Genomic DNA, 19,883 nt, shown 5'->3' with positions numbered 1-19,883 from the left:
AGGTTTACTATGTCTAATAAGCAACGACAAGAGCTTTTTTGCCAGTATGTCGCTGACGGCATGGCAGAAACTGATGCAGTACGCAAAGCTGGCTATAGCACAAAGGGCAGCAGCGTGACTATTCAAGTTACCAGGCTTCAAAACAATCCCGCGGTGCAAAAGCGTATCGTTGAACTAAAGGCAGCCAAACTGGTGAGTGAGTCAAACGGCGAACCGGTCGAAGGTTTACCAGATGACTGCAATCCTCAGCTGCTAAAAACGATGACGTCTATAGAGTTTTTGCGGGCCGTGTATCGCAACCCGGCAAATAAGATTGGCAACCGCATCTCAGCAGCCGCCATCGTCATCCCATTCGAGGAGGCCAAGGTTGCGCCAGTTGGCAAAAAAGAAGGTGCTATTGATGATGCCAAAGACAAAACCACATCTGGCAAATTTGCCACCTTTAGCAATCAACAAGATTTTTTTGAGACACAAACTGTAAGTTAAACCAAAGATCACGACTATGAACGCACCCATTTGGACAACAGCCTTGCCAGATTGGGAATCGCGTATTGTCGCTGGTGAGTCGCTGGTGCCTTGTGAGCCGCTATTTAAACAATCAGCTGAGATTGCGCTCAAGGTTTTTAAACAGCTCAAATTGGTTGACGTCATTGGCAAACCAGAGATTGGGCAAGTCACCCGGCAATGGGTTTATGATTTTGTTGCTGCCGTGTTTGGTGCGTATGACCCAGCTGCCAAAAAGCGATTGATTAAAGAGTTTTTTTTGCTAATCAGCAAGAAAAACACTAAGTCCACGCTGGCAGCTGCCATTATGATGACAGCGCTAATCTTAAATGAGCGTGAGTCATGTGAGCTGGCCATCATTGCACCGACAAAAGAAGTGGCGGGTAACTCATTTAATCCTATCCATGACATGATACGCGCTGACCCAGAATTGGGCGTCATGTTTAACGTCAGCCCTCATACCAAAACTATCACGCACCGCGGTACCAATGCCACGCTCAAAGTGGTCGCCGCCGAAAATGACAGTGCCGCTGGTATCAAGGCGACGTATGTACTTATTGATGAGCTGTGGGTGTTTGGCAAACGGGCTAATGCCTCGGCTATGTTGCAAGAGGCAACGGGTGGCCTAATCTCACGCCCAGAAGGCTTTGTCATCAGTTTGACGACAATGCCAGACGAAGCGCCCGCCGGTGTGATGAAGGAAAAGCTTGATTATGCCCGTGGTGTCCGTGACGGTGAAATCATCGACCCGCGCTTTTTGGGTGTGTTGTATGAGTTTCCGCAAAAATATATCGAAGATGGCAGCTATATATTGCCTGAAAATTGGTACATCACTAACCCTAACTTGGGCGCTAGTGTTGGGCTTGAAGAGCTAGCGGATATTTTACGCAAAGCTGGCGAATCGCATGATAAAAACACACTGCAAACCGCATTGGCCAAACACCTAAATATCCCAATTGGTATCAGCCTACGAGCCAATCGTTGGGCAGGTGCAGAATTTTGGGAGGCGGCAAGCGACAAAACCATTACCCTAGACGATATTATTGAAAAATCTGAAGTCGTTACAATGGGTGGTGATGGCGGTGGCTTGGATGACTTGTTAGGCGGGGCAGTGCTTGGACGCTTACCAATTGTCATTGGTCATGAGATGGATGAAATCACTCGCGAGCGGCGCCCAATTAAACCGTGGAAGGTATGGACGCACGCATGGTGTCATCCAATTGCGCTTGAACGTCGCAAACAAGATGAGCCGCGCTATCGCGATTTTGAAAAAGATGGCGATTTGACAGTGGTTGAGTATGTCGGACAGGATACAGAACAGTTTGCTGATATCGCAGTCAAAATATATAAAGCCAATAAGCTTGACCGTGTTGGGCTTGACCCATTGATGGTCGGCGATTTAGTCGATGATTTGATTGCAGCGGGCATCCCTGAAGACAAAATCGTTGGCGTACCCCAAGGTTACAAAATCAGTGGGTATCAAAAAACTGCCGAGCGCCGTATTGCTAGTAAATACATGACGCACAGTGGGCAGCCTATGATGGATTGGTGTGTGGGTAATGCCCGCGTACTGATGAAGGGTAGCGGTACCATGTTGTCCAAAGCTGAATCTGGCACCGGTAAGATTGACCCGCTGATTGGCTTGTTAAACGCTGTGGCGTTGATGAGTGAAAATCCAGCGCCTCCAACGGATAAATCTCAAGTGCAAGTATTTTTCTAGCATTTACTCTCGTTTAGTTGAAATATGTTTACTTTGACCGCATCACTATAAGGCGGTCAAAACTAAATAGGAGGTATCAACTGTGAAAAAACTAATTAAATCACAAATAGAACCAATTGCATTTGAATTTGCAAAAAGTATTGTTTCAAATAATCCTGACATAGAAAATCGGGACTTGGTAAGCAAGTCTTATAAACTAGCGATTAACTGGCTAGAATCTGAGAAACAGAAGGATGAGATTTTAATTCAAACTTATCCAAACTGGATCGATTTGAGAGCAGTTAATCGATATAAACTGAATGAATCCCATAGATTTGGTAACCTTAAAGAACATTATTGGTTTGTAAAAGAATGCGTGGGAGATGATGGAGAAAAAACTCTTGTTGTAGATAAAGGCGAGTTTTATTCTGCAACATATGACAGGGATGATATTTATAATTTTAAATTTATTGGTAGTGATAATAAAGAAATTAGAGGTTTATTTGTTTTAGATAAAGAAAATGGTGAAAAATTCACTGATGATTTTAAACCTTTACCCCCATCAGAGTATCAACTTGACAGAAAGCCTTCATTATATTCTAATGTTGGATAAGAGCGCTTGAATAAATCTCTGTCAGATCACTATTTATTTTAAAACAATTATTAAGGCTTATTAAAATGGATATCACTACACCTTTCAGCCCATTTATACAAGTAATGCTTCAAAATGGGAATGAAGCAATGATTAATATTAACCAAATTAAATATATTAGAGCAGTGAATGGCGCTGATTATTTCATTGTTAACTTGGGCGATGAAGAAGATACGTTATTTGTAAAAGGCGATATTAGACAGTTTGCTAATAAAGCACGAATCGTTGTCTTATAAGATTACCCGTATTTAATTTAAAGCCCACTCAATGAGTGGGTTTTTTAATGCCTAAATTTTGGAAAACACTATGAGTTTACACGGTTTTATCACAGTCACCACAACCGCCAATCAATCAGCGATTATCAATATTGATTGTATTACAACCATTGTCGCCAACGTGACTGACCGATATTGCAAAATCTCAACCATCAATGGCGAAGTTTACCCAGTATTTTTATCGACTTGCGAAGTGGAAGATTTGATTAAAAAAGCTCAAGAACAATCCGACTTACAGCTAGAGCAATATGGCGGGTATCAACCAACTATTAAGGGCGATGTAAAAACCAATAAACTACCAAAATCAAGGTAACAAACCATGAGCCGAGCATTTTCAACATTTAAAATCAAATCCGCCACTGATAACGGCGAAGAACGCATCATCACAGGCATCGCATCAACCCCAACGCCTGACCGTGACAACGACATCATTGACCCAAAAGGGGCAAAATTCGCCTTACCAATCCCTTTACTATGGCAACACAACCACAACCAACCGATTGGCGAAGTGATTGAAGCGACCGTTACCGATGCAGGTATCGAAATAACCGCAAAAATCGCCAAAATCGAAGAAGATGGCACGCTTAAAAACCGCATTGATGAAGCGTGGCAGTCCATCAAATCTGGGCTTGTGAAGTGTTTTTCGGTGGGGTTTCGCCTGCTTGATTACGCCTATCACAAAGATGATTACGGGCTAGACGTCAAAGAGTGGGAATGGTACGAGCTGTCAGTCGTGACCGTCCCTGCCAACTCCGATGCCGTCATCACATCTGTTAAAGACTTTAAAAAGGCATTTGCCGATGGTGCAAGCAAAGCTCCCGCGCTTGGGAGTGATGCCAATAAAACACCATCACACACCGATGCCACAAAAACCGCTCCTGTCGGCGTTACGACTGGGCAAGAAACTGCTAAACAGCAATCCTTTGTAACCCTTATTCCGCAACCAAGCGGGGGAGTTAAATTATTATGACTTATCAAGAACAGCTAGCGCGTGTCAAAGCCACATTAACCGCTAAACGCAAGGCAATGGGCGATGTAATGACCAAAGCCGCCAAAGAAGACCGCACCCCAAACGCTGATGAAAACAGCCAAATTGAAGCCCTTGAAGACGAAATCAAACAGCTTGAACGCAATGAGCAGCGTTTAATTGGGTTGATTAAGTCACTCAATGCCGCTGAAAACCTAACTCCTGTCGCAGGTGAGAATCCAGAGCAGGCAGGTGCCAGCGCCGATGGCGAAAAAGAACCTCAAAATGTAGGTAAAAACGTGACAGTAACCGAACCAAAACTTGCACCAGGTATCGGCTTTGTGCAAATGGCAAAGGCGAAAGCCCTGTCAGCTAAACTAGCCACGCAGGGCAGTTATGTGTCCGCTGTTGAAATTGCCAAATCAGCGGGCATGCACCCAAAAGTCGTTGAAGAGCTACAAAAAGCCGTTGAAGTTATGTCAACAACCAACGCGGGTGTGTTGGTGCCAACTACACCGCTGACTGATGAGTTTGTCGAGTTGTTGCGCGCCGATAGTATCGTTGACCAGTTGGCCAGCAAAATGCGCAAAGGTAAATTTAATAGTACCATCGCAGGTATGGCAACTGGTGCGACATCTCAATGGGTGGGTGAAGGCGAAGCTAAACCTGTGACCAATGCGACTTACAACAGCGTGACGATAAAACGCCACAAAGTTGCAGGTATCTCAGTGCTCACCGATGAGCTAAGCCGTTTTAACCTGTATGGCAATGATCAAATTGTTTTAAATGATTTGATTGAGTCAAATCGTATGCTGCTTGATTTGACCTTTATCGATGATCAGCCAGAAAATGACCGCCGCCCAGCAGGCTCACTAAATGGCGCAACCATCACCGATGTAGCTGCATCAGATGCAACCACTATCAAGGCTGCATTGGCGGGACTACGCAAGCAGTTTATCTCTGATAATTTATCATTGTCTGATGCGGCTTATATCATGTCTGAAACACGGGCCAATGAATGGGCAGAACTTGAAACGCCACTCGGTGCGCCAGTATTCCCAGGCTTACAAGCGGCAAAAGGTGAAAAAACGATTAACGGTATCCCAGTTATCGAATCTGAAAGTGCAGGTACCATCGTTGAACTGGTTAAAGCCAGCGAGTTTTACTTGGCGGATGAAGGTCAAGTCGAGGTGGCGTACAGCAAAGACGCGACTATCACGATGCCTGATGGCAAACTGGTACATCTATTCCAAGAGAATAAAGAAGCCATACGTGCTGAGCGCTTTATCACTTGGGCAAAACGTCGTCAAAAAGTGGCAGCCGCGTTACGCTTTGCTGCTTAATCTGAAGCGAATTATCCAAAAACAGTCCTACTTAACCGCAGGGCTGTTTTTTTATGCGTTGGCGTTGGTAAGGTCCCTCCTATCTCCTGCTTATCAGCGTTAACGCATAAACAAATAGCCGATTTTTGGATAACACTATGCTAATTAAATACCTTAAAAACGCCCCAAATGCCTATGCAGGCGATATCAAAGACATCCCAGATGAGCAAGCAAAAGTCTTGATTTTAACCGGCTATGCCAAAGAGCACCCCTCAAAAGAAGCAAAGGCACGTACCAAATCGGATAAAGCCGCTGACCAAAACGACCTTTTAACCCCAACCGATACTGACAGCGAGTAAAACCATGGGCTTTTTTGACACCGCTAAACATTGGCTAGGCATAAAATCGACAACGCCCGTCAATAATGGCGGTGGCTGGACAAACATCGGTACAACAACGGTCAATGAGCCGTTTACTGTGGCATGGCAAAGCAACCAAGAGCTTAAGACCACGGATTTATTTTCCTATCACGCGGTTTTTGCCTGTGTCACGCTGATTAGTGGCGATGTGGGTAAATTGCGGTTTTATCCCAAGCGCCTTAAAGATGGTGTCTTAACCATCACCAAATCCAAGGCAACACGGATTTTTAAAAAGCCAAACAATCTACAAACTTGGCAGCAGTTTGCTGAGCAGTGGATTAACTCAAAAACCAAACGCGGCAATACCTACGTTTGGAAACAACGCGATATTTTTGGCGATGTGTATCAATTGCATGTACTCAATCCAGACCGCGTACAAACGCTTGTCGCTGACAATGGTGACGTGTTTTATCAAATCGCCCGTGACAAGTTATTTAACATTGATACTGACACAGTAATGCCAGCAAGCGAGATTATCCATGACCGTTTTAATTGTTTGTATCATCCTCTGGTTGGCCTTTCGCCCATCACTGCGTGTGCGATATCGGCAGCACAAGGAATAGCCATCCAAAACAATCAAACCGTTTTATTTAAAAATGGTAGTCGCCCTGACGGGGTGCTATCAGTACCAGCAGCAATATCCGGGGATAAAGCCAAAGAAATTAAAGCACAATGGCAAGCAACTCATAGCGGTGTCAACCAAGGTGGCGTGGCAGTATTGGGCGATGGCGCGAAATATGAAATTATTAGCATCTCAGCCGATGATGCGCAGCTGATTGATCAGTTGAAACTTACAGGCGAAATCGTTTGTAGCGTATTTCACGTACCGCCGTTTAAGGTGGGCATTGGCTCAATACCAACAGGCACCAAGATTGAGGATTTGAACGAAATCTACTATAGCGACTGTCTGCAGCATTACATTGAGTCCATCGAAAATCTACTCGATGCCCACCTTGAACTTGAAGATGGTGTCGAGATTGAAGCGGATTTAGACACACTTATCCGCATGAATAGTAGCAGTAAAATCGACTATCTAACCAAAGGTACAAGCAGCGGTCTTTTCACAATAAACGAGGCTAGGGCAGATCTAAGAAAGCTTCCTATTGTAGGCGGCCATACAGCGTACTTACAACAACAAAACTACTCACTTGAAGCATTGGCCAAAAGGGATGCAAAAGATGACCCATTTAGCAAGGATTTATCGACCACGTCGCAAAATGCAAACGATGCCGCAAAAACGGTTATCCATAACCACTATCAACCGCCAAATACACCAGAAACGCCACACGATACAGCAAAATCAGCGACAAAGCCTGAATTTGATGACCTGTATAAAGGCAAGTTTGACGCCGATGTCGCCTATGCAAAAGGCGATTTTGTCAGTAAAAAAGGCGGTCTTTGGGTGGCTACAGCGGCTAGCCAAGGCGTTTTCGACCATCAAAACTGGAAATTGGTCTCTAAAAATGGGGGTGAACAGTGAGTTACGCCACCCTTGATGACGTCAAACAGCATTTGCGCTATGACGACAATAGCAATGATACGGTTTTGCAAGCCTATCTAGATGCCAGTGAGCAAGTGATTAATCGCTTTATCACCGACGCGGTCACTGATGATATGCAGCCCGCGCTAAGAGCAGCCACCTTATTACTTTGCGGTTATCTTGATGATGACCGCAATAGTGAGACGGTGCAAAACTTTAGCCCCACATTTAGCGGATTGCCGCATAGTGTACAAATGCTATTGCAGCCGTATCGCGCGCCAACGGTGGTGTGACATGCAAGCCATTTACTATTTTATCCAAGTTTGTTTGGCTTGCGGCATTGCGGGGCTAATTGGCATTTTGCCATTTTATTTACTATTGGCACCGCTAAAGGCTAAAAACAATGAAAGCAAGTAAATTGCGGCATCGGATTACCATCCGCAAGATGGACAATGCCAACAATGACTACGGCGAAAGAACCAACGCTTGGCAAGACTATCTTACGCTCTGGGCGGATTTTAAGCCGTTGTCAGTTAATGCAATCGTATCGTCAAAAGCAGAGGGTAGTAAAGTTATCGCTCGCTGCGTCATCCGGTACCGCCGCGATATTGACGAAACGATGCAGGTACTACACGAAGACACGCTTTATAACATTGATGGTATGCCATTACCTGACGACAAGACAGGCAAAGAATATCTAACGCTAATGTTGACCAAATCATGATTGATACTACTTTTGAAATCCAAGGACTTGATGAGCTGGACGATAAACTTGCTGAGCTGACCGACGTCATGAAGCGCAAAGTCATTGAGCAGTCATTGATGGCGGCATCTTTGCCCATGATGAAAAAAGCCAAAGAAAATGCAGCGGTGTCTGAAGCCGCGCACAATCTACGCAACAACAAGACCGGTGAATACACGCTTATCCAACCGGGTACCATGAAAAACAGCGTCAAGCGCCAACGACTTAAAGACAGGCTTGACCCAACTGTCACTATCCGTGTCGGCAAGAAAAACCGCTCAGCGCCTTACCCGTACTATTGGCATTTTGTCGAGCATGGCAACTCAAACATGGCAGCTATACCGTTTTTACGACCCGCCTTTGAGCAGACTTGGCAGCAAGTAGTTGAGCGCTTTAAGGACGAAATGCACAAGCGCATTGATAAATTAACAGGCAGCCCATGAACGCAAGCAAATTGATTTTTCAGACATTAAGTCCACTTGTTGTTGGGCGCGTCTATCCTGTCATTGTCCCTGAAAGCCAATCCAAAACCATTGCTGGGAAAAGCTATATTGTCTATACGTTAGTATCTAGCAACCCAGAAAACAGTAATGATGGCTTTGAAGGGCATGAATATGCATTGATGCAAATTGATGTGTATAGCCCATCGTATAGCGATACTGACGTGTTGATGCTACAAGTCATCAATGCGCTCAACAACATTAAAGCCGAGATTGGCAGCCGTCAATCTCTGCCCGACCCCAACCCAAAGATTTTCCGCCAATCCTTAGACGTCCATGTCTGGGGTACAACCTTTTAGGAGCTAACACATGGCAAAAGAAAATTTAGTTGATAGTTTTTATACCCTTGGTCTCGACACTGTCGGCGACAAAATCGGTTATAAACAAATCCCTCACTTGCAAAAAGCTGCACCGCCAACTCAAGAGAAAGTCAAAGACGAAATCACCGATACTAATAGTCGTCAGGAAGAGTATGCGATTGTCGGCTTTAAGAAAAATGGCGATATTGAAATTGAAGTGGCATACGACCCAAAAGACCCAACCCACTTAAAACTTGACCAAATGTTTGAAGACAACAGCTACGGGCATTTTGAATATTGGCTGGTCGAAGCAAAACAAGGTAAGACTTTTGATGCACAGTTAATGAGCTGGGAAGAAGTGACCGAAACCAAAACGCAAAAACTGCGTAAAAAAGGCACGCTTACCATCTCAAATGTTGCACCTATCACCACATCATTGACCCAGCCATAACGCTGGGTTTTTGACCTTTCAATCTTTCAACCCACTAAACACCAAGGATATTATCATGGCTCTATTATCAAAAGCTGCTATCGCATCGGCAATCGCTGCCGCCTCTCAAGTGTCGTTTAAGTCTGTGTATGTACCCGCATTGGGCGGCGACGTCAATGTCAAAATCCAAACCGTCGCTGAGCGTGAAGCGATGGAAGATGCAAGTTTTGGTAAAAACAAAAACAAGCAGCCATTTCGCGCAGTGATTTTTGCCAATGCCGTGGTCGATGAAAAAGGCGAGCGCCTGTATAAAGACGAAGACATCGCTGCCATCGCCAACTATCCAGCTAGTATCGTGATGCCCGTGTTTAACGCATACAACGAGTACAACGGCATCACCGTTGAGAAAGTGGATGAAGCCGAAAAAAACTCCTAAACCGCCCTAATCGGCGGTTTTTGTTTAAGTTAGCCATGCAATTGGGCAAGACGGTCAATGAGCTATCCAATGAGTTATCAAACGATGAGTTGATAGAGTGGATAGCGTATGACCGCATTGACCCGTTTGGCAATTATCGGATGGATGCCCAGTTTGCAAAACTATTGCAATTGGCAACACAGTGGATGGGTGGCGAGTCAATGCCGCTAAAGGACTATCTGTTTGTTGATCCACATCCAGTATCACCTGAGGTCGCTGCTGAACGTGAGCGCGAAGCTGAGATTGAACGGCTAAGAGCTGAAACCGAGGCAATGACTAAAATGTTGTTTGATGAAAGTTGATTTTTGTTTTATGCTGTAATCTTACACAATTGTTGCTAGAAAGGATTACAGCATGGCGAAATTAACTACATGTAAAGATTGTGGTCATCAAATAAGTAAAAATGCCACACAATGCCCAAACTGTGGGGCAAAAATAAAACGCTCATCACCGATTTTGAATATCATTGTAGGTATTATTTTATTTTCGATTGTTTGGGCAATGGTTAAGTCATGTAGTGGCGAAACATCCACACAGCCAACAACTACGCAAAACACTGCTCAACCATTAACAGATAATGCGTCAGTTGCCCAAGCAACACCAACCGAAAAGCCAACGACGGCATCAAATTGGCGCTATGACAGCGACGTTGACAAAATGCGTGGCAATACTAGCTATTTTGCTAATGCAACATCGTTAAATAGCGCAAATTTCCAATTCCCTTATCAGGGTGAGTCGCATCTTCATATCATCCTGCGCAATAAAGGCGAGGGTAATGATGTGATGTTTAGCATTGATAAGGGGCAATTTCATTGCAGCTATGATGGATGCGAAATATCGGTTAAATTTGATAATGAAGCTGTGAAAACTTACACGGTCAATGAAGCAGATGCTGGCAAAAATGACGTCGTCTTTTTGGCGTCGGGTGAAGATGCCTTTATTAAAAAGTTAAAAACATCCAAAAAAGTGATTATTGAAGCGCCATTTTTCCAAGAGCCTCGCACTCAGTTTGATTTTGATATTGCTGGACTCGAATGGAAACATTGAAAAACACATTGTAAAAAACCCACTCAAGCAGTGGGTTTTTTATTGCCAAAATTTAAGGAGTTGAAAATGGCTGTCTTATCACGTCTAGACATTGAAATCAGTGCTAACTCTGCCCGTTTTCAACAAGAAATTCAAAACGTCAGCACTACCAGTCGACGAGCTGCCGCACAATTACAACGTGACCAGCAACAACAAGCCCAGTCACGTCTGCAAATCGAGCGTCAATATGCGTCAGAGCATCGCCGCATCGAGATGTCATTGACTGACGAGGTTGAACGTATACGTGCCGCGCGGTTTAACAGTGCTGATGAGCAACGATATTTGGCTCAAGCACGTGAACGCGCACAAGCGCAAGTTGATTTAATCGCGCAGCAAGAGCGCGCAACAACAGGTTTTGCAGATAAAGCCAAAGCTGCCTATGGCTATGTTGCCATTGCCGTTGGCGTCGCCAGTGCAGCCATCGGTGCATTGGTACGCAATCAAATCGAGATGACCGCTGAGCTGACAAAAACATCTTACATCGCTAACACTACCGTCGAAAATATCCAAAAATATGTCGTCGCTGTCAAGGGCATGGGTATTGAGACCGATAAGCTTGGCGACATCTTTAAAGATACGCAGGATAAAGTCGGTGATTTTCTCACCACTGGCGGCGGTGAGATGCAAGACTTTTTCACCAATATTGCGCCGCAAGTCAAAGTTACTGCTGACCAATTCCGCAATTTGTCAGGTCCCGATGCGTTGCAGTTGTATTTTGACAGCTTGCAAAAAGCCAATTTATCACAGTCTGAAATGATTTTTTACATGGAGTCTGTGGCGGATGAAGCATCGGCACTAATCCCATACCTTAAAGACGGCGGCAAAGGCTTCGACCTTTGGGCAACTGCCGCCGAAAATGCGGGTGCCATGATGGATGAAAAAACCATCCGCGCGACCCAAGAATTAAAAACCTCAACTGAGCTTTTAAACTTATCTGTACAAGGGGCAAAAAACCAAATCGCCCAAGCATTTATGCCAGTTTTGCGCGATTTGGCAGTTGAGTTAGTCAAAGATGCCAAGTTTAAAGAGCAAGCCGCAAAAGCCGGACAAGGCATGGCTGATGGCTTTAAGTTAATTGCCAATACCGGTATAGCCGCTGTGTCCATCATTGGCATTATGATTGACGGGGTACGCGGGTTACATACAGCGTTTTCGGAGTTAGGCAAAATAACCGATGGTGTGGATTTTAAAAGCCCATTTGCCACATTACAGCTTGCAAAAAATGCGTTTTTTACGCCCGTCAGAATGGGCGCTGACGTGGCATTTACTGCGGTACAAATCCAGCAGCGTATCGATGCGACCAATGGGCTGATGGAAAAAGTTAATAAACTAGGGACAAATCCGACTGGTAGTAATTTGGTTAGCACTTTAACTAACTTAAACATCCAATCCGAAAAACTAAAAAATGCCACGGGCAAAACGGGCAAAGCGCTCAAAGATGAAGCTGAAGCCAAAAAAGCGAACGCTAAAGAAACCGAGCGATTGGCAAAAGCCAATAAAGCATTGGCTGATAGTGGCAAATATGCACCCATCCCTGTCAATAGCAAGGTTTTGGCTCACGCATCGCAATACAACTATGCAGACCTTGAAAAACGCTACGGACTGCCAGCAGGGCTTTTATCAGCAGTAAGCATGCAAGAGAGCCGCGGTAATCCTGGCGCGACAAGTCCAGTCGGTGCTAAAGGTGAGTTTCAGTTTATGCCTGGCACGGCAGCTCGTTTTGGCATCGCAGGACAAGAACGCAATACTGCCGCCGCCGCCGTTGCCGCAGCCAAGTATTTGTCACAGCATCTACGCATGTTTGGCGATTTGGATAAAGCCATCGCAGCCTATAACGCTGGTGAGGGTAATGTCAAAAAATATGGCGGCATCCCACCATTTAGAGAGACAAAAGGCTACGTTAAAGGAGTCCGTGGCTATCTGTCATTCATGAATGGCGGCAAAGCAATCAGTAGTGGCTATGATGTGGCAGGCGCATTGGCTAATGACGCCCAAGAAGCGGAACGCGCTAGAACTGAAGCCGAGCGTCAAGCCAAAGAGCAATATGACTTGCAAATGAAGTACGTCACTGAGTTTGCTGACGAAAAAACCAAACTGTATCTTGAGCATACTGCAAAAGAGACAGAAATCGGTAAAATCAACGATGCAGCATTGCGCGAGCAGTTGCTAAAAACTGAAGCAACTCGCTATCAAAACAAAGTTGATTTGTTGCAATTGGAGTCTGACAAGCAAACTCAAAAAGCGACAGAATGGCAGCAGACCGACGCGGAGCGCATCCACGCCAATGCCGAGCTTGAGCGGCGTGAAGCAGCATTAACCCTGACTAACGACGTCCATTTGCGCAAAGCCAAAGTTGATGCGATTAATCAAGCCGAGCAAGTGGCACTTGATAAAGCACGACGTGATTTTGAGTCTGAATTATCAAGCATCACATCATACGCCAAGTCAGAAGTGCAAAAAATCCGCGATGATTTTACTGCGCGCCGCAGTGCGATTGATATGCGTACCGATATCAATGATGCCCAAAAATCAGATTTGCGCAATGCCTTAGCCGGTCAGCAAAACGATGCCATCCGCATTGCCCGTAAAAGTGCTGCCGACCCATACAACAGCATGATGGCGGAGTTTAACGGCACGACTGAGCTGTTAAATTTAAAAAATCAGCTTGATCAGCGCCTTGAAATTATCAAAAAAGCCAAAGCTGAGGAGGTGGCCACCGTTGAGCAAGCGGAAAGAGCCAAAGCCAAAGCTGAGCAAAACTATTGGTACGCGAGTTATCAGCTGCAAGCGACACAATCAGCAAACATTATCGATAGTGTCGCCAACATGGGCAAAATCATGTTTGGCGAAACATCGAGCAGCTACAAGCGTCTGTTCGCCTTGTCGCAATCGTTTGTCATGGCGCAAGCGGGCTTAAATATGCACAAAGCTATCTCAGACGGCTGGGCACAGGGCGCAACCTTGCCACAGAAGTTAGCTGCTGCATCTATTGCCGCCGCTGAAATGCTAAAAATCATTACGGCTGCCCAGCAAATCAAAATGCAAGGCTTTATGGACGGCGGCTACACAGGCAACATCCCAACTAATGCCCGTGCAGGTTACGTGCATGGTCAAGAGTACGTCTTTGATGCCCCATCCACCAAAGCGATTGGCGTCAAAAATCTTGACCGTATCCGCAAAGGCGAAGGCATTGGCGGTGATACAAATGTCAATGTCAACGTCACTGTCAACAGCGACGGTACAAGCAGTGTCGAGTCACAACAGCAATTTGGTAAAAATATTGGTGATGCAATGGCGGTAGTGGCGCTTAAAATCGTGAAAACCGAACTTGGACAAAATGGAATGATTTACAAAGAAATCCGGAGACGATAATGGCATTACAAGTGTTTAATTGGCGGATGGATATGGGTGCCGGTAGCGACACCCAGTTTGCCGTCAATAAAGTGCAATTTGGTGATGGCTACACTCAGCTATCGACACACGGCATCAACAACAAACGCAAATCATGGTCAGGCACAAAGACAGGCGACTTGGCAAGTGTGATACAGCCGATTATGGACTTTATCGACGCGCACCATGGCGCCATGCCGTTTTTGTGGACCGACCCACACGGACAAACCAAACAATACACCTGTGGCGGTTACTCAACACCACAGCGAAAAGCCAATTTTTGGCAAATCTCACTTAAATTTGAGCCATTTTTTGGCTAAGGATAACTCATGGCAATTCAAACAGTTAAAACAGGCGCGGCGGTCAATGACGGCACCGGCGATGACGCACGCACCGCATTCACTAAGATTAACCAAAACTTTACCGATAATGCCAATGCCGCTAGTCGCTTAGTAGGTACAGCTACAGGCAACGTCATGGAAGTTGGGGCGTTTGGGCTTGGCGAGAATGCAGTGAGAGTTACTAATGATACTTTGTTATCTGCGTTGAGAAAAGGCTTTATTACGATAGGTACCCAACCCGCGATTGTGTATGGGCAGAACTATGGACCAGCGTATAACGGTATACTTAGATTGCCTACTAGTGGACAAAGTGAGATAAGCGTATCTAGGATTGGAGGTGATACCAGCACTACAATCGGTCAAAACACAGATAGAATTATTGTCAGAACAACAGCAAATACATCAGTTGACGCAAACGGCTTTATCAAAAATGCTTCACCAATTGTTGAATTATTTGCTGATAAAATTGAGTTAAACGATGAAGCCGAGTTACAACCCATCACGTTTGAAAAACTGGGCGTAGGAGACTATCTCGTTAAAGGCTCGCTTGGATTTGCTCAAGAAGGCTGGTATATCGAGATGCCAAAAGACGCCAACGGTAATGTTCTTGTCGCAGTTATCTATGAGCAACTTGCAAACAATGATATCAGCGTTAAAACGTACGCTAAAAAGCTTGACGAAGAAACAGGGGATGTGGTAGCAAACACCGCTAAACCTCGTGATATTCCATCAACTCGTTGGATTGATTTACGTTTACAGGCTTTGCCGCAATCTGATATCGAGCCTTTTGCCACTGAAGAAAATACGGTAACCACCAATGCTGAATAGCGATTTTCAAAAGTTAAGTGTGGCTGGTATCGTCACACTGTATCAATTAGACGCTACACGCTTAGGCGGTGGCGTTTTTTATTGGCATGGGCATATAACATGGGAAGATTGGCAGCGCATCTATGACTTGACGGCTGATAGCAATAAGTGGCGAGCCGATAGTAATAAATTCAAAGCAGACCACGCTTACACGGTTGGCACAGATAAAGTCATCATGCGCGATATCATTTGGCAAGGGCAAGTTTACTCACCGATTGCCATACAATCGGACGGCTTAGAGTTGCGTGGTGATGGCAAAGCGTCAATGCCTAACCTAGCGATTGCTAATACGTTAAATGGCATCAATGGCGCGATGTCGGCTTTATGTTTGCAGTTATCGGACTTTGCAGGGGCAAAGCTCACTGTTATCACCACCCTTGCTAAATACTTAGACGCTGCTAATTTTGCTAATGGCAATCCACAAGCACGCAATGAGTATAAAAAACAAGTGTGGTTTGTTGAGCAAAAAACGGCTGAAAATGCCAGTCAAGTGACGTTTGAATTGTCTAACCCAGTTGATTTTGAAGGTATGAAAATACCCTGCCGTGAAATCACAAACTACTGCCATTGGGCGGTATGTGGGCGGTATCGTCAAGACCCTTGTTTGTATAGCGGCTCTGCGATGTTTACCAAAGACGGTAAGCCTACCGATGACCCAAGTTTAGACTATTGTGGCGGCAGTTTGGCTGATTGCAAGTTAAGAGATAACACGGCTAGATTTGGCGGATTTCCAAGCAGTAGTTTAAATTAAGGGTAATCATGAAGCTCACTAAAAAACTCAAACAAGCCATACTCAACCATGCCAACCAAGAAAAGCCGCGCGAATGTTGCGGCTTTATCGTTTCTAATGCTTATGTGCCATGTCGAAATATTAGCACTGATGATGGCAGTTTTGAGATTGACCCAAAAGACACGGTAAAGGCTGAGCGTCTAGGAAAAATACAAGCGATTGTGCATAGCCACCCACAGGGGACAAGTGAAGCGTCACCGATGGATATTATACAGATGAGTTATCACAAAAAGCCGTGGGTGATTGTGGGTAGTGACGGGGAGTTTAGTATTTATGAAAATTATTGAGCTGCATGGCGTGTTGCGTGATAAATTCGGTCAATACTTTACCCTTGATGTGCAGACAGCTCATGAAGCGACCTATGCGCTAGGCTGTCAGTTGCCCGAATTTCGCCAGTTTATGCTAGATGCAGAAGACAACGGCATGGCGTTTGCGGTCTTTGCTGATGACGATAATTTATCGGTAGATGATATTGACTGTATCACCGATGCCGAAGTTATCCATATTGTGCCGCGCCTAATCGGTAGCGGCTTGGGTGATATTTTTCAGTTGGTAGCAGGGGCTATCTTAATCGGTATGGGTATGCTCAATCCGTTAGGCTGGGCGGTTGCAACAACAACAGCTTTGACAGGTGCGGGTATTGGACTAATGGTTGGCGGTATTGCAGGGCTTTTGATGCCAACACCAACGCTTGATAATCAAGACCGTGACGGCAATAGGGCAAATAAAGGATTTGGCGGGGCAATTACTACCGTGGCGCAGGGCAATCCTGTACCGATACTTTACGGTGAGCGGGATATTGGCGGATTTTATGCCAGTGCAGGTATTTATAGCGAGGATGACAAGGGGTAAGCATGAGTTTTTTGAGTAAATTGCTCGGTGGCGGCAGCAAACCAAGACAGCCAAAAATAGAAAAAGACAGCCTTGCATCCATCTCAACCGCTAAAATCCTGTATGGCTTGGCAGAAGGTGAAATCAGTGGCTTAGTTGATGGCGCAAAGTCAATCAAGCTAGATGATACGCCACTGCTCAATGACGCAGGACAGCCAAACTTTGTTGACGATAAAGCAAATCTAGCAGTCAAATGGGATTTTCGTAGTGGCTCAAACAGCCAAGAATACATACAAGGTTTCCCCGATGTATCGAATGAAAAGCCTGTCAACGTACAGCTAAGACAAGCCACGCCTTACGTTAAGCAAATTAACGATATCAATCTATCTGCTATTGTCGTGCGCGTGTCGTTTGGTGCATTGCGAAACCAAAAAACCAATGGCGATATCACAGGTACAACCGTCAAATATCGCATTGATTTGATGACGGATAACGGTGCATACCAAACCGTCATTGATGGCGATGTCACGGCTAAAACTTCGGCTAAGTATGAGCGCAGCCATCGTATTGACTTACCCAAAGCTAAAAACGGCTGGTTAGTCAAAGTGACGCGCATTACGCCCGATAGCACCAGTGATTTATTGTCTAATGCCATGAGCATTGAAGCAATCACTGAGATTATTGACGTTAAATTGGCATACCCTAATACTGCCATGCTTGGTATTCAGTATGACGCTCGCACTTTTTCAAATATCGCTAAATTGGCAGTGCGTTGTCGTGGCAAGCTATTAAAAATCCCTAGCAACTATGACCCTGCTAACCGCACCTATAACGGCATTTGGGATGGCACGTTTAAGACGGCTTACTCAAATAACCCTGCGTGGGTGTTTTATGATATTTGCCTAAACTGGCGGTATGGTCTTGGCAGACGTTTAGATGCGTCAATGATTGATAAATGGGCATTGTACCAAATCGCACGTTATTGTGATGAGATGGTATCTGATGGGCTGGGCGGGCAAGAGCCGCGCTTTGCTGTCAACGTCTATCTACAGTCACAGCAAGACGCATTTACCGTGCTGCAAAGCCTGTCTAGTATCTTTCGTGGCATGGCATATTGGAACGGTGAGCAAGTCACTGTCGCGATGGACGCACCGCAAACGCCTGTTTATACCTTTAGCCGTGCAAACGTGGTCGATGGTATTTTTAACTACACTGGCACTCGTGCGCGTGATAGACACACAGTTGCCAAGGTGGCATGGGATAACCCAAAAAGTGATTTTAAAACCGAATATGAGCCTGTGCGCGATGAATACGCCATTGCTAAATACGGCATTAATCAGCTAGACATTAATATGATGGGCTGCACGTCACAAGGACAGGCGCAGCGAGCAGGACTGTGGGCGTTAAAATCTGAGCAGCTAGAAAACCGTCAAGTATCATTTAGTATCGGTTTAGATGGTATGCTTGAGCGTATCAAGCCTAGCGCGATTATTGCCATTAGTGACGAAGTGTTTGCAGGTCGCGCAAATGGTGGGCGTATTGTTGCGATTAGTGGCGATAAAAAAACTATCACGTTAGATAGGGTGGTTACGGCAAATGTTGGTGATACGCTTGTCATTAACAATAGCGATGGCGTGGCAGAGCGTCAAAGTATCAGTGCGATTAATGGCGCAGATATTACCGTGTCTGTGGCATTTGACAAGCCCGAAGCGCAGCATATATGGGCGATTGATAGTCCTAATTTGCGCCTAATGCTATTTAAAATCATCTCGATTAAGCAAAACGATGATTTAACGCACACAGTAACTGCGATACAACACGAGCCGCAAAAATACGCGGCTGTCGATAGTGGTGCGTATGTGCAGCCGCAAAGAGTCAGCGTTGTTGAGCCTAATATTGTCCCTGCTCCCGAAGCAGTAGCTATCGGTCAATTTGAGCGACAAATTCAAGGGCAAACTGTTGTCACAATGACTATCGGCTGGACGCAGGTTAAAGATGCGGTTAGCTATATTGTCGAGTTTAAAAGAGATGATGGCAACTGGGTCAAACTTGCCCCACAAAGCGGCTTATCAGTCGATGTTGAAGGGGTGTATGCGGGCAATTATTTAGCGCGTGTAACGGCTGTCAATGCGTATGACTTACAGTCGATGCCAAAAACATCGATGCTTACTCAAGTGGTGGGTAAATTAGGCACGCCACCTAGCCTTGCAAGCCTTAAAGCCACAGGTATTTTATTTGGTATGCAGCTAGATTGGCTATTTGCTCAAGGCTCAAGCGACACTAACTACACTGAGATACAAGTAGCAAGTGCGCCCGATACCAATGTGGCGTTGTTAGGTACTTATGCCTACCCAACTAATACCGCGACAATTAACGGCTTGCAAGGCAATTTAACGCAATATTATCGTGGTCGTATCGTTGATAAATTGGGCAATGTATCGCCTTGGACTAATTGGGTAAAAGGTGTCACCAGTGCTGATGCCAGTAAAGTGCTTGATTTACTTAACGGTAAAATCACCGAATCACAGCTTTATCAAGATTTAGGCGCAAAGATTGATAAAATCGCTACGATTGAGACAGGCTTGTCGCAAGAAATCCAAGACCGTGTTGCTGCGGTTAAAATCAATGCAGATGCGATTGCTGCCGAACGTGACGCGCGTATTGCTGATATCAAAACTAATGCTGATGCGATTAATCAAGAAATACAAAATCGTGCTGCCGCGGTTAAAATCAACACAGATGCGATTACTGCTGAGCGCGACGCGCGTATTGCTGATATCAAAACTAATGCTGATGCGATTAATCAAGAAATAC

General features: G+C 45.1%; 24 protein-coding genes. All 24 read left to right on the top strand.

The window, feature by feature from the left end; genetic code table 11:
• Positions 1 to 9: 9 nt before the first annotated feature.
• A complete protein-coding gene (locus RTP55_RS07315; protein WP_312385268.1) occupies positions 10 to 486 on the top strand; it encodes a terminase small subunit in 477 nt (158 codons plus the stop codon).
• A 16-nt stretch (positions 487 to 502) separates the two neighbouring features.
• The gene (locus RTP55_RS07310) at positions 503 to 2,224 is read left to right on the top strand and encodes a terminase large subunit (protein WP_312385267.1); all 1,722 of its coding nucleotides are present in this window, start codon (positions 503 to 505) and stop codon (positions 2,222 to 2,224) included.
• Between the two features lie 82 nt (positions 2,225 to 2,306).
• Positions 2,307 to 2,816 (top strand): hypothetical protein, encoded by a 510-nt coding sequence (locus RTP55_RS07305; protein WP_312385266.1) that lies wholly within the window; start codon positions 2,307 to 2,309, stop codon positions 2,814 to 2,816.
• Between the two features lie 65 nt (positions 2,817 to 2,881).
• Positions 2,882 to 3,091, top strand: coding sequence for a hypothetical protein (locus RTP55_RS07300; RefSeq protein WP_312385264.1), 210 nt, complete (start codon positions 2,882 to 2,884; stop codon positions 3,089 to 3,091).
• A gap of 70 nt (positions 3,092 to 3,161) precedes the next feature.
• On the top strand, positions 3,162 to 3,443 hold the full coding sequence (locus RTP55_RS07295) for a hypothetical protein (protein WP_312385262.1): 282 nt from the start codon (positions 3,162 to 3,164) through the stop codon (positions 3,441 to 3,443).
• 6 nt (positions 3,444 to 3,449) lie between these two features.
• Positions 3,450 to 4,100 (top strand): HK97 family phage prohead protease, encoded by a 651-nt coding sequence (locus tag RTP55_RS07290; RefSeq protein ID WP_312385261.1) that lies wholly within the window; start codon positions 3,450 to 3,452, stop codon positions 4,098 to 4,100.
• Entirely contained in the window at positions 4,097 to 5,440 is a 1,344-nt protein-coding gene (locus RTP55_RS07285; protein WP_312385260.1) for a phage major capsid protein, read from the top strand. The genes RTP55_RS07290 and RTP55_RS07285 overlap by 4 nt, the downstream gene beginning before the upstream one ends.
• 137 nt (positions 5,441 to 5,577) lie before the next feature.
• Positions 5,578 to 5,778: a hypothetical protein gene (locus RTP55_RS07280; RefSeq protein ID WP_312385259.1), complete on the top strand. Its 201-nt coding sequence runs from the start codon at positions 5,578 to 5,580 to the stop codon at positions 5,776 to 5,778.
• 4 nt (positions 5,779 to 5,782) lie between these two features.
• Positions 5,783 to 7,318 (top strand): phage portal protein, encoded by a 1,536-nt coding sequence (locus RTP55_RS07275; protein WP_312385257.1) that lies wholly within the window; start codon positions 5,783 to 5,785, stop codon positions 7,316 to 7,318.
• Positions 7,315 to 7,611 carry a head-tail connector protein gene (locus RTP55_RS07270; RefSeq protein WP_312385254.1) on the top strand — a complete coding sequence of 99 codons (297 nt, stop codon included), beginning with the start codon at positions 7,315 to 7,317 and terminating at the stop codon, positions 7,609 to 7,611. Before RTP55_RS07275 ends, RTP55_RS07270 begins: the two co-directional genes overlap by 4 nt.
• A 110-nt stretch (positions 7,612 to 7,721) precedes the next feature.
• Entirely contained in the window at positions 7,722 to 8,042 is a 321-nt protein-coding gene (locus RTP55_RS07265; protein ID WP_312385252.1) for a phage head closure protein, read from the top strand.
• Positions 8,039 to 8,503 (top strand): HK97-gp10 family putative phage morphogenesis protein, encoded by a 465-nt coding sequence (locus RTP55_RS07260; RefSeq protein ID WP_312385250.1) that lies wholly within the window; start codon positions 8,039 to 8,041, stop codon positions 8,501 to 8,503. Before RTP55_RS07265 ends, RTP55_RS07260 begins: the two co-directional genes overlap by 4 nt.
• Positions 8,500 to 8,859 (top strand): hypothetical protein, encoded by a 360-nt coding sequence (locus RTP55_RS07255; RefSeq protein ID WP_312385249.1) that lies wholly within the window; start codon positions 8,500 to 8,502, stop codon positions 8,857 to 8,859. Before RTP55_RS07260 ends, RTP55_RS07255 begins: the two co-directional genes overlap by 4 nt.
• A gap of 10 nt (positions 8,860 to 8,869) precedes the next feature.
• Positions 8,870 to 9,310, top strand: coding sequence for a hypothetical protein (locus RTP55_RS07250; RefSeq protein WP_312385248.1), 441 nt, complete (start codon positions 8,870 to 8,872; stop codon positions 9,308 to 9,310).
• A gap of 55 nt (positions 9,311 to 9,365) precedes the next feature.
• Entirely contained in the window at positions 9,366 to 9,725 is a 360-nt protein-coding gene (locus RTP55_RS07245; RefSeq protein WP_312385247.1) for a hypothetical protein, read from the top strand.
• A gap of 35 nt (positions 9,726 to 9,760) precedes the next feature.
• Complete coding sequence (locus RTP55_RS07240; protein WP_312385245.1) at positions 9,761 to 10,066, top strand: phage tail assembly protein T; 306 nt, start codon at positions 9,761 to 9,763, stop codon at positions 10,064 to 10,066.
• A 52-nt stretch (positions 10,067 to 10,118) separates the two neighbouring features.
• A complete protein-coding gene (locus RTP55_RS07235) occupies positions 10,119 to 10,811 on the top strand; it encodes a zinc ribbon domain-containing protein (protein ID WP_312385243.1) in 693 nt (230 codons plus the stop codon).
• Between the two features lie 66 nt (positions 10,812 to 10,877).
• On the top strand, positions 10,878 to 14,222 hold the full coding sequence (locus tag RTP55_RS07230) for a lytic transglycosylase domain-containing protein (protein ID WP_312385242.1): 3,345 nt from the start codon (positions 10,878 to 10,880) through the stop codon (positions 14,220 to 14,222).
• Positions 14,222 to 14,560 (top strand): phage tail protein, encoded by a 339-nt coding sequence (locus RTP55_RS07225; RefSeq protein ID WP_312385240.1) that lies wholly within the window; start codon positions 14,222 to 14,224, stop codon positions 14,558 to 14,560. The genes RTP55_RS07230 and RTP55_RS07225 overlap by 1 nt, the downstream gene beginning before the upstream one ends.
• Positions 14,561 to 14,569: 9 nt before the next feature.
• Positions 14,570 to 15,409, top strand: a complete 840-nt coding sequence (locus tag RTP55_RS07220; protein WP_312385239.1) for a phage tail fiber protein — start codon at positions 14,570 to 14,572, stop codon at positions 15,407 to 15,409.
• Positions 15,399 to 16,199, top strand: coding sequence for a phage minor tail protein L (locus RTP55_RS07215; protein WP_312385237.1), 801 nt, complete (start codon positions 15,399 to 15,401; stop codon positions 16,197 to 16,199). The genes RTP55_RS07220 and RTP55_RS07215 overlap by 11 nt, the downstream gene beginning before the upstream one ends.
• An 8-nt stretch (positions 16,200 to 16,207) precedes the next feature.
• On the top strand, positions 16,208 to 16,525 hold the full coding sequence (locus RTP55_RS07210) for a C40 family peptidase (RefSeq protein ID WP_312385235.1): 318 nt from the start codon (positions 16,208 to 16,210) through the stop codon (positions 16,523 to 16,525).
• Positions 16,512 to 17,090: a tail assembly protein gene (locus RTP55_RS07205; RefSeq protein WP_312385234.1), complete on the top strand. Its 579-nt coding sequence runs from the start codon at positions 16,512 to 16,514 to the stop codon at positions 17,088 to 17,090. Before RTP55_RS07210 ends, RTP55_RS07205 begins: the two co-directional genes overlap by 14 nt.
• Before the next feature lie 2 nt (positions 17,091 to 17,092).
• Positions 17,093 to 19,883 (top strand): TipJ family phage tail tip protein (locus tag RTP55_RS07200; protein ID WP_312385233.1); only part of this gene is annotated, 2,791 nt, incomplete at its 3' end.

Origin of the sequence: Moraxella sp. CTOTU47579 (genome assembly GCF_032004885.1) — a bacterium.
GTDB lineage: Bacteria > Pseudomonadota > Gammaproteobacteria > Pseudomonadales > Moraxellaceae > Faucicola > Faucicola tetraodonis.
The sequence above is the reverse complement of the archived record's forward strand: the minus strand, read 5'-3'. Positions and strand labels throughout refer to the sequence as shown.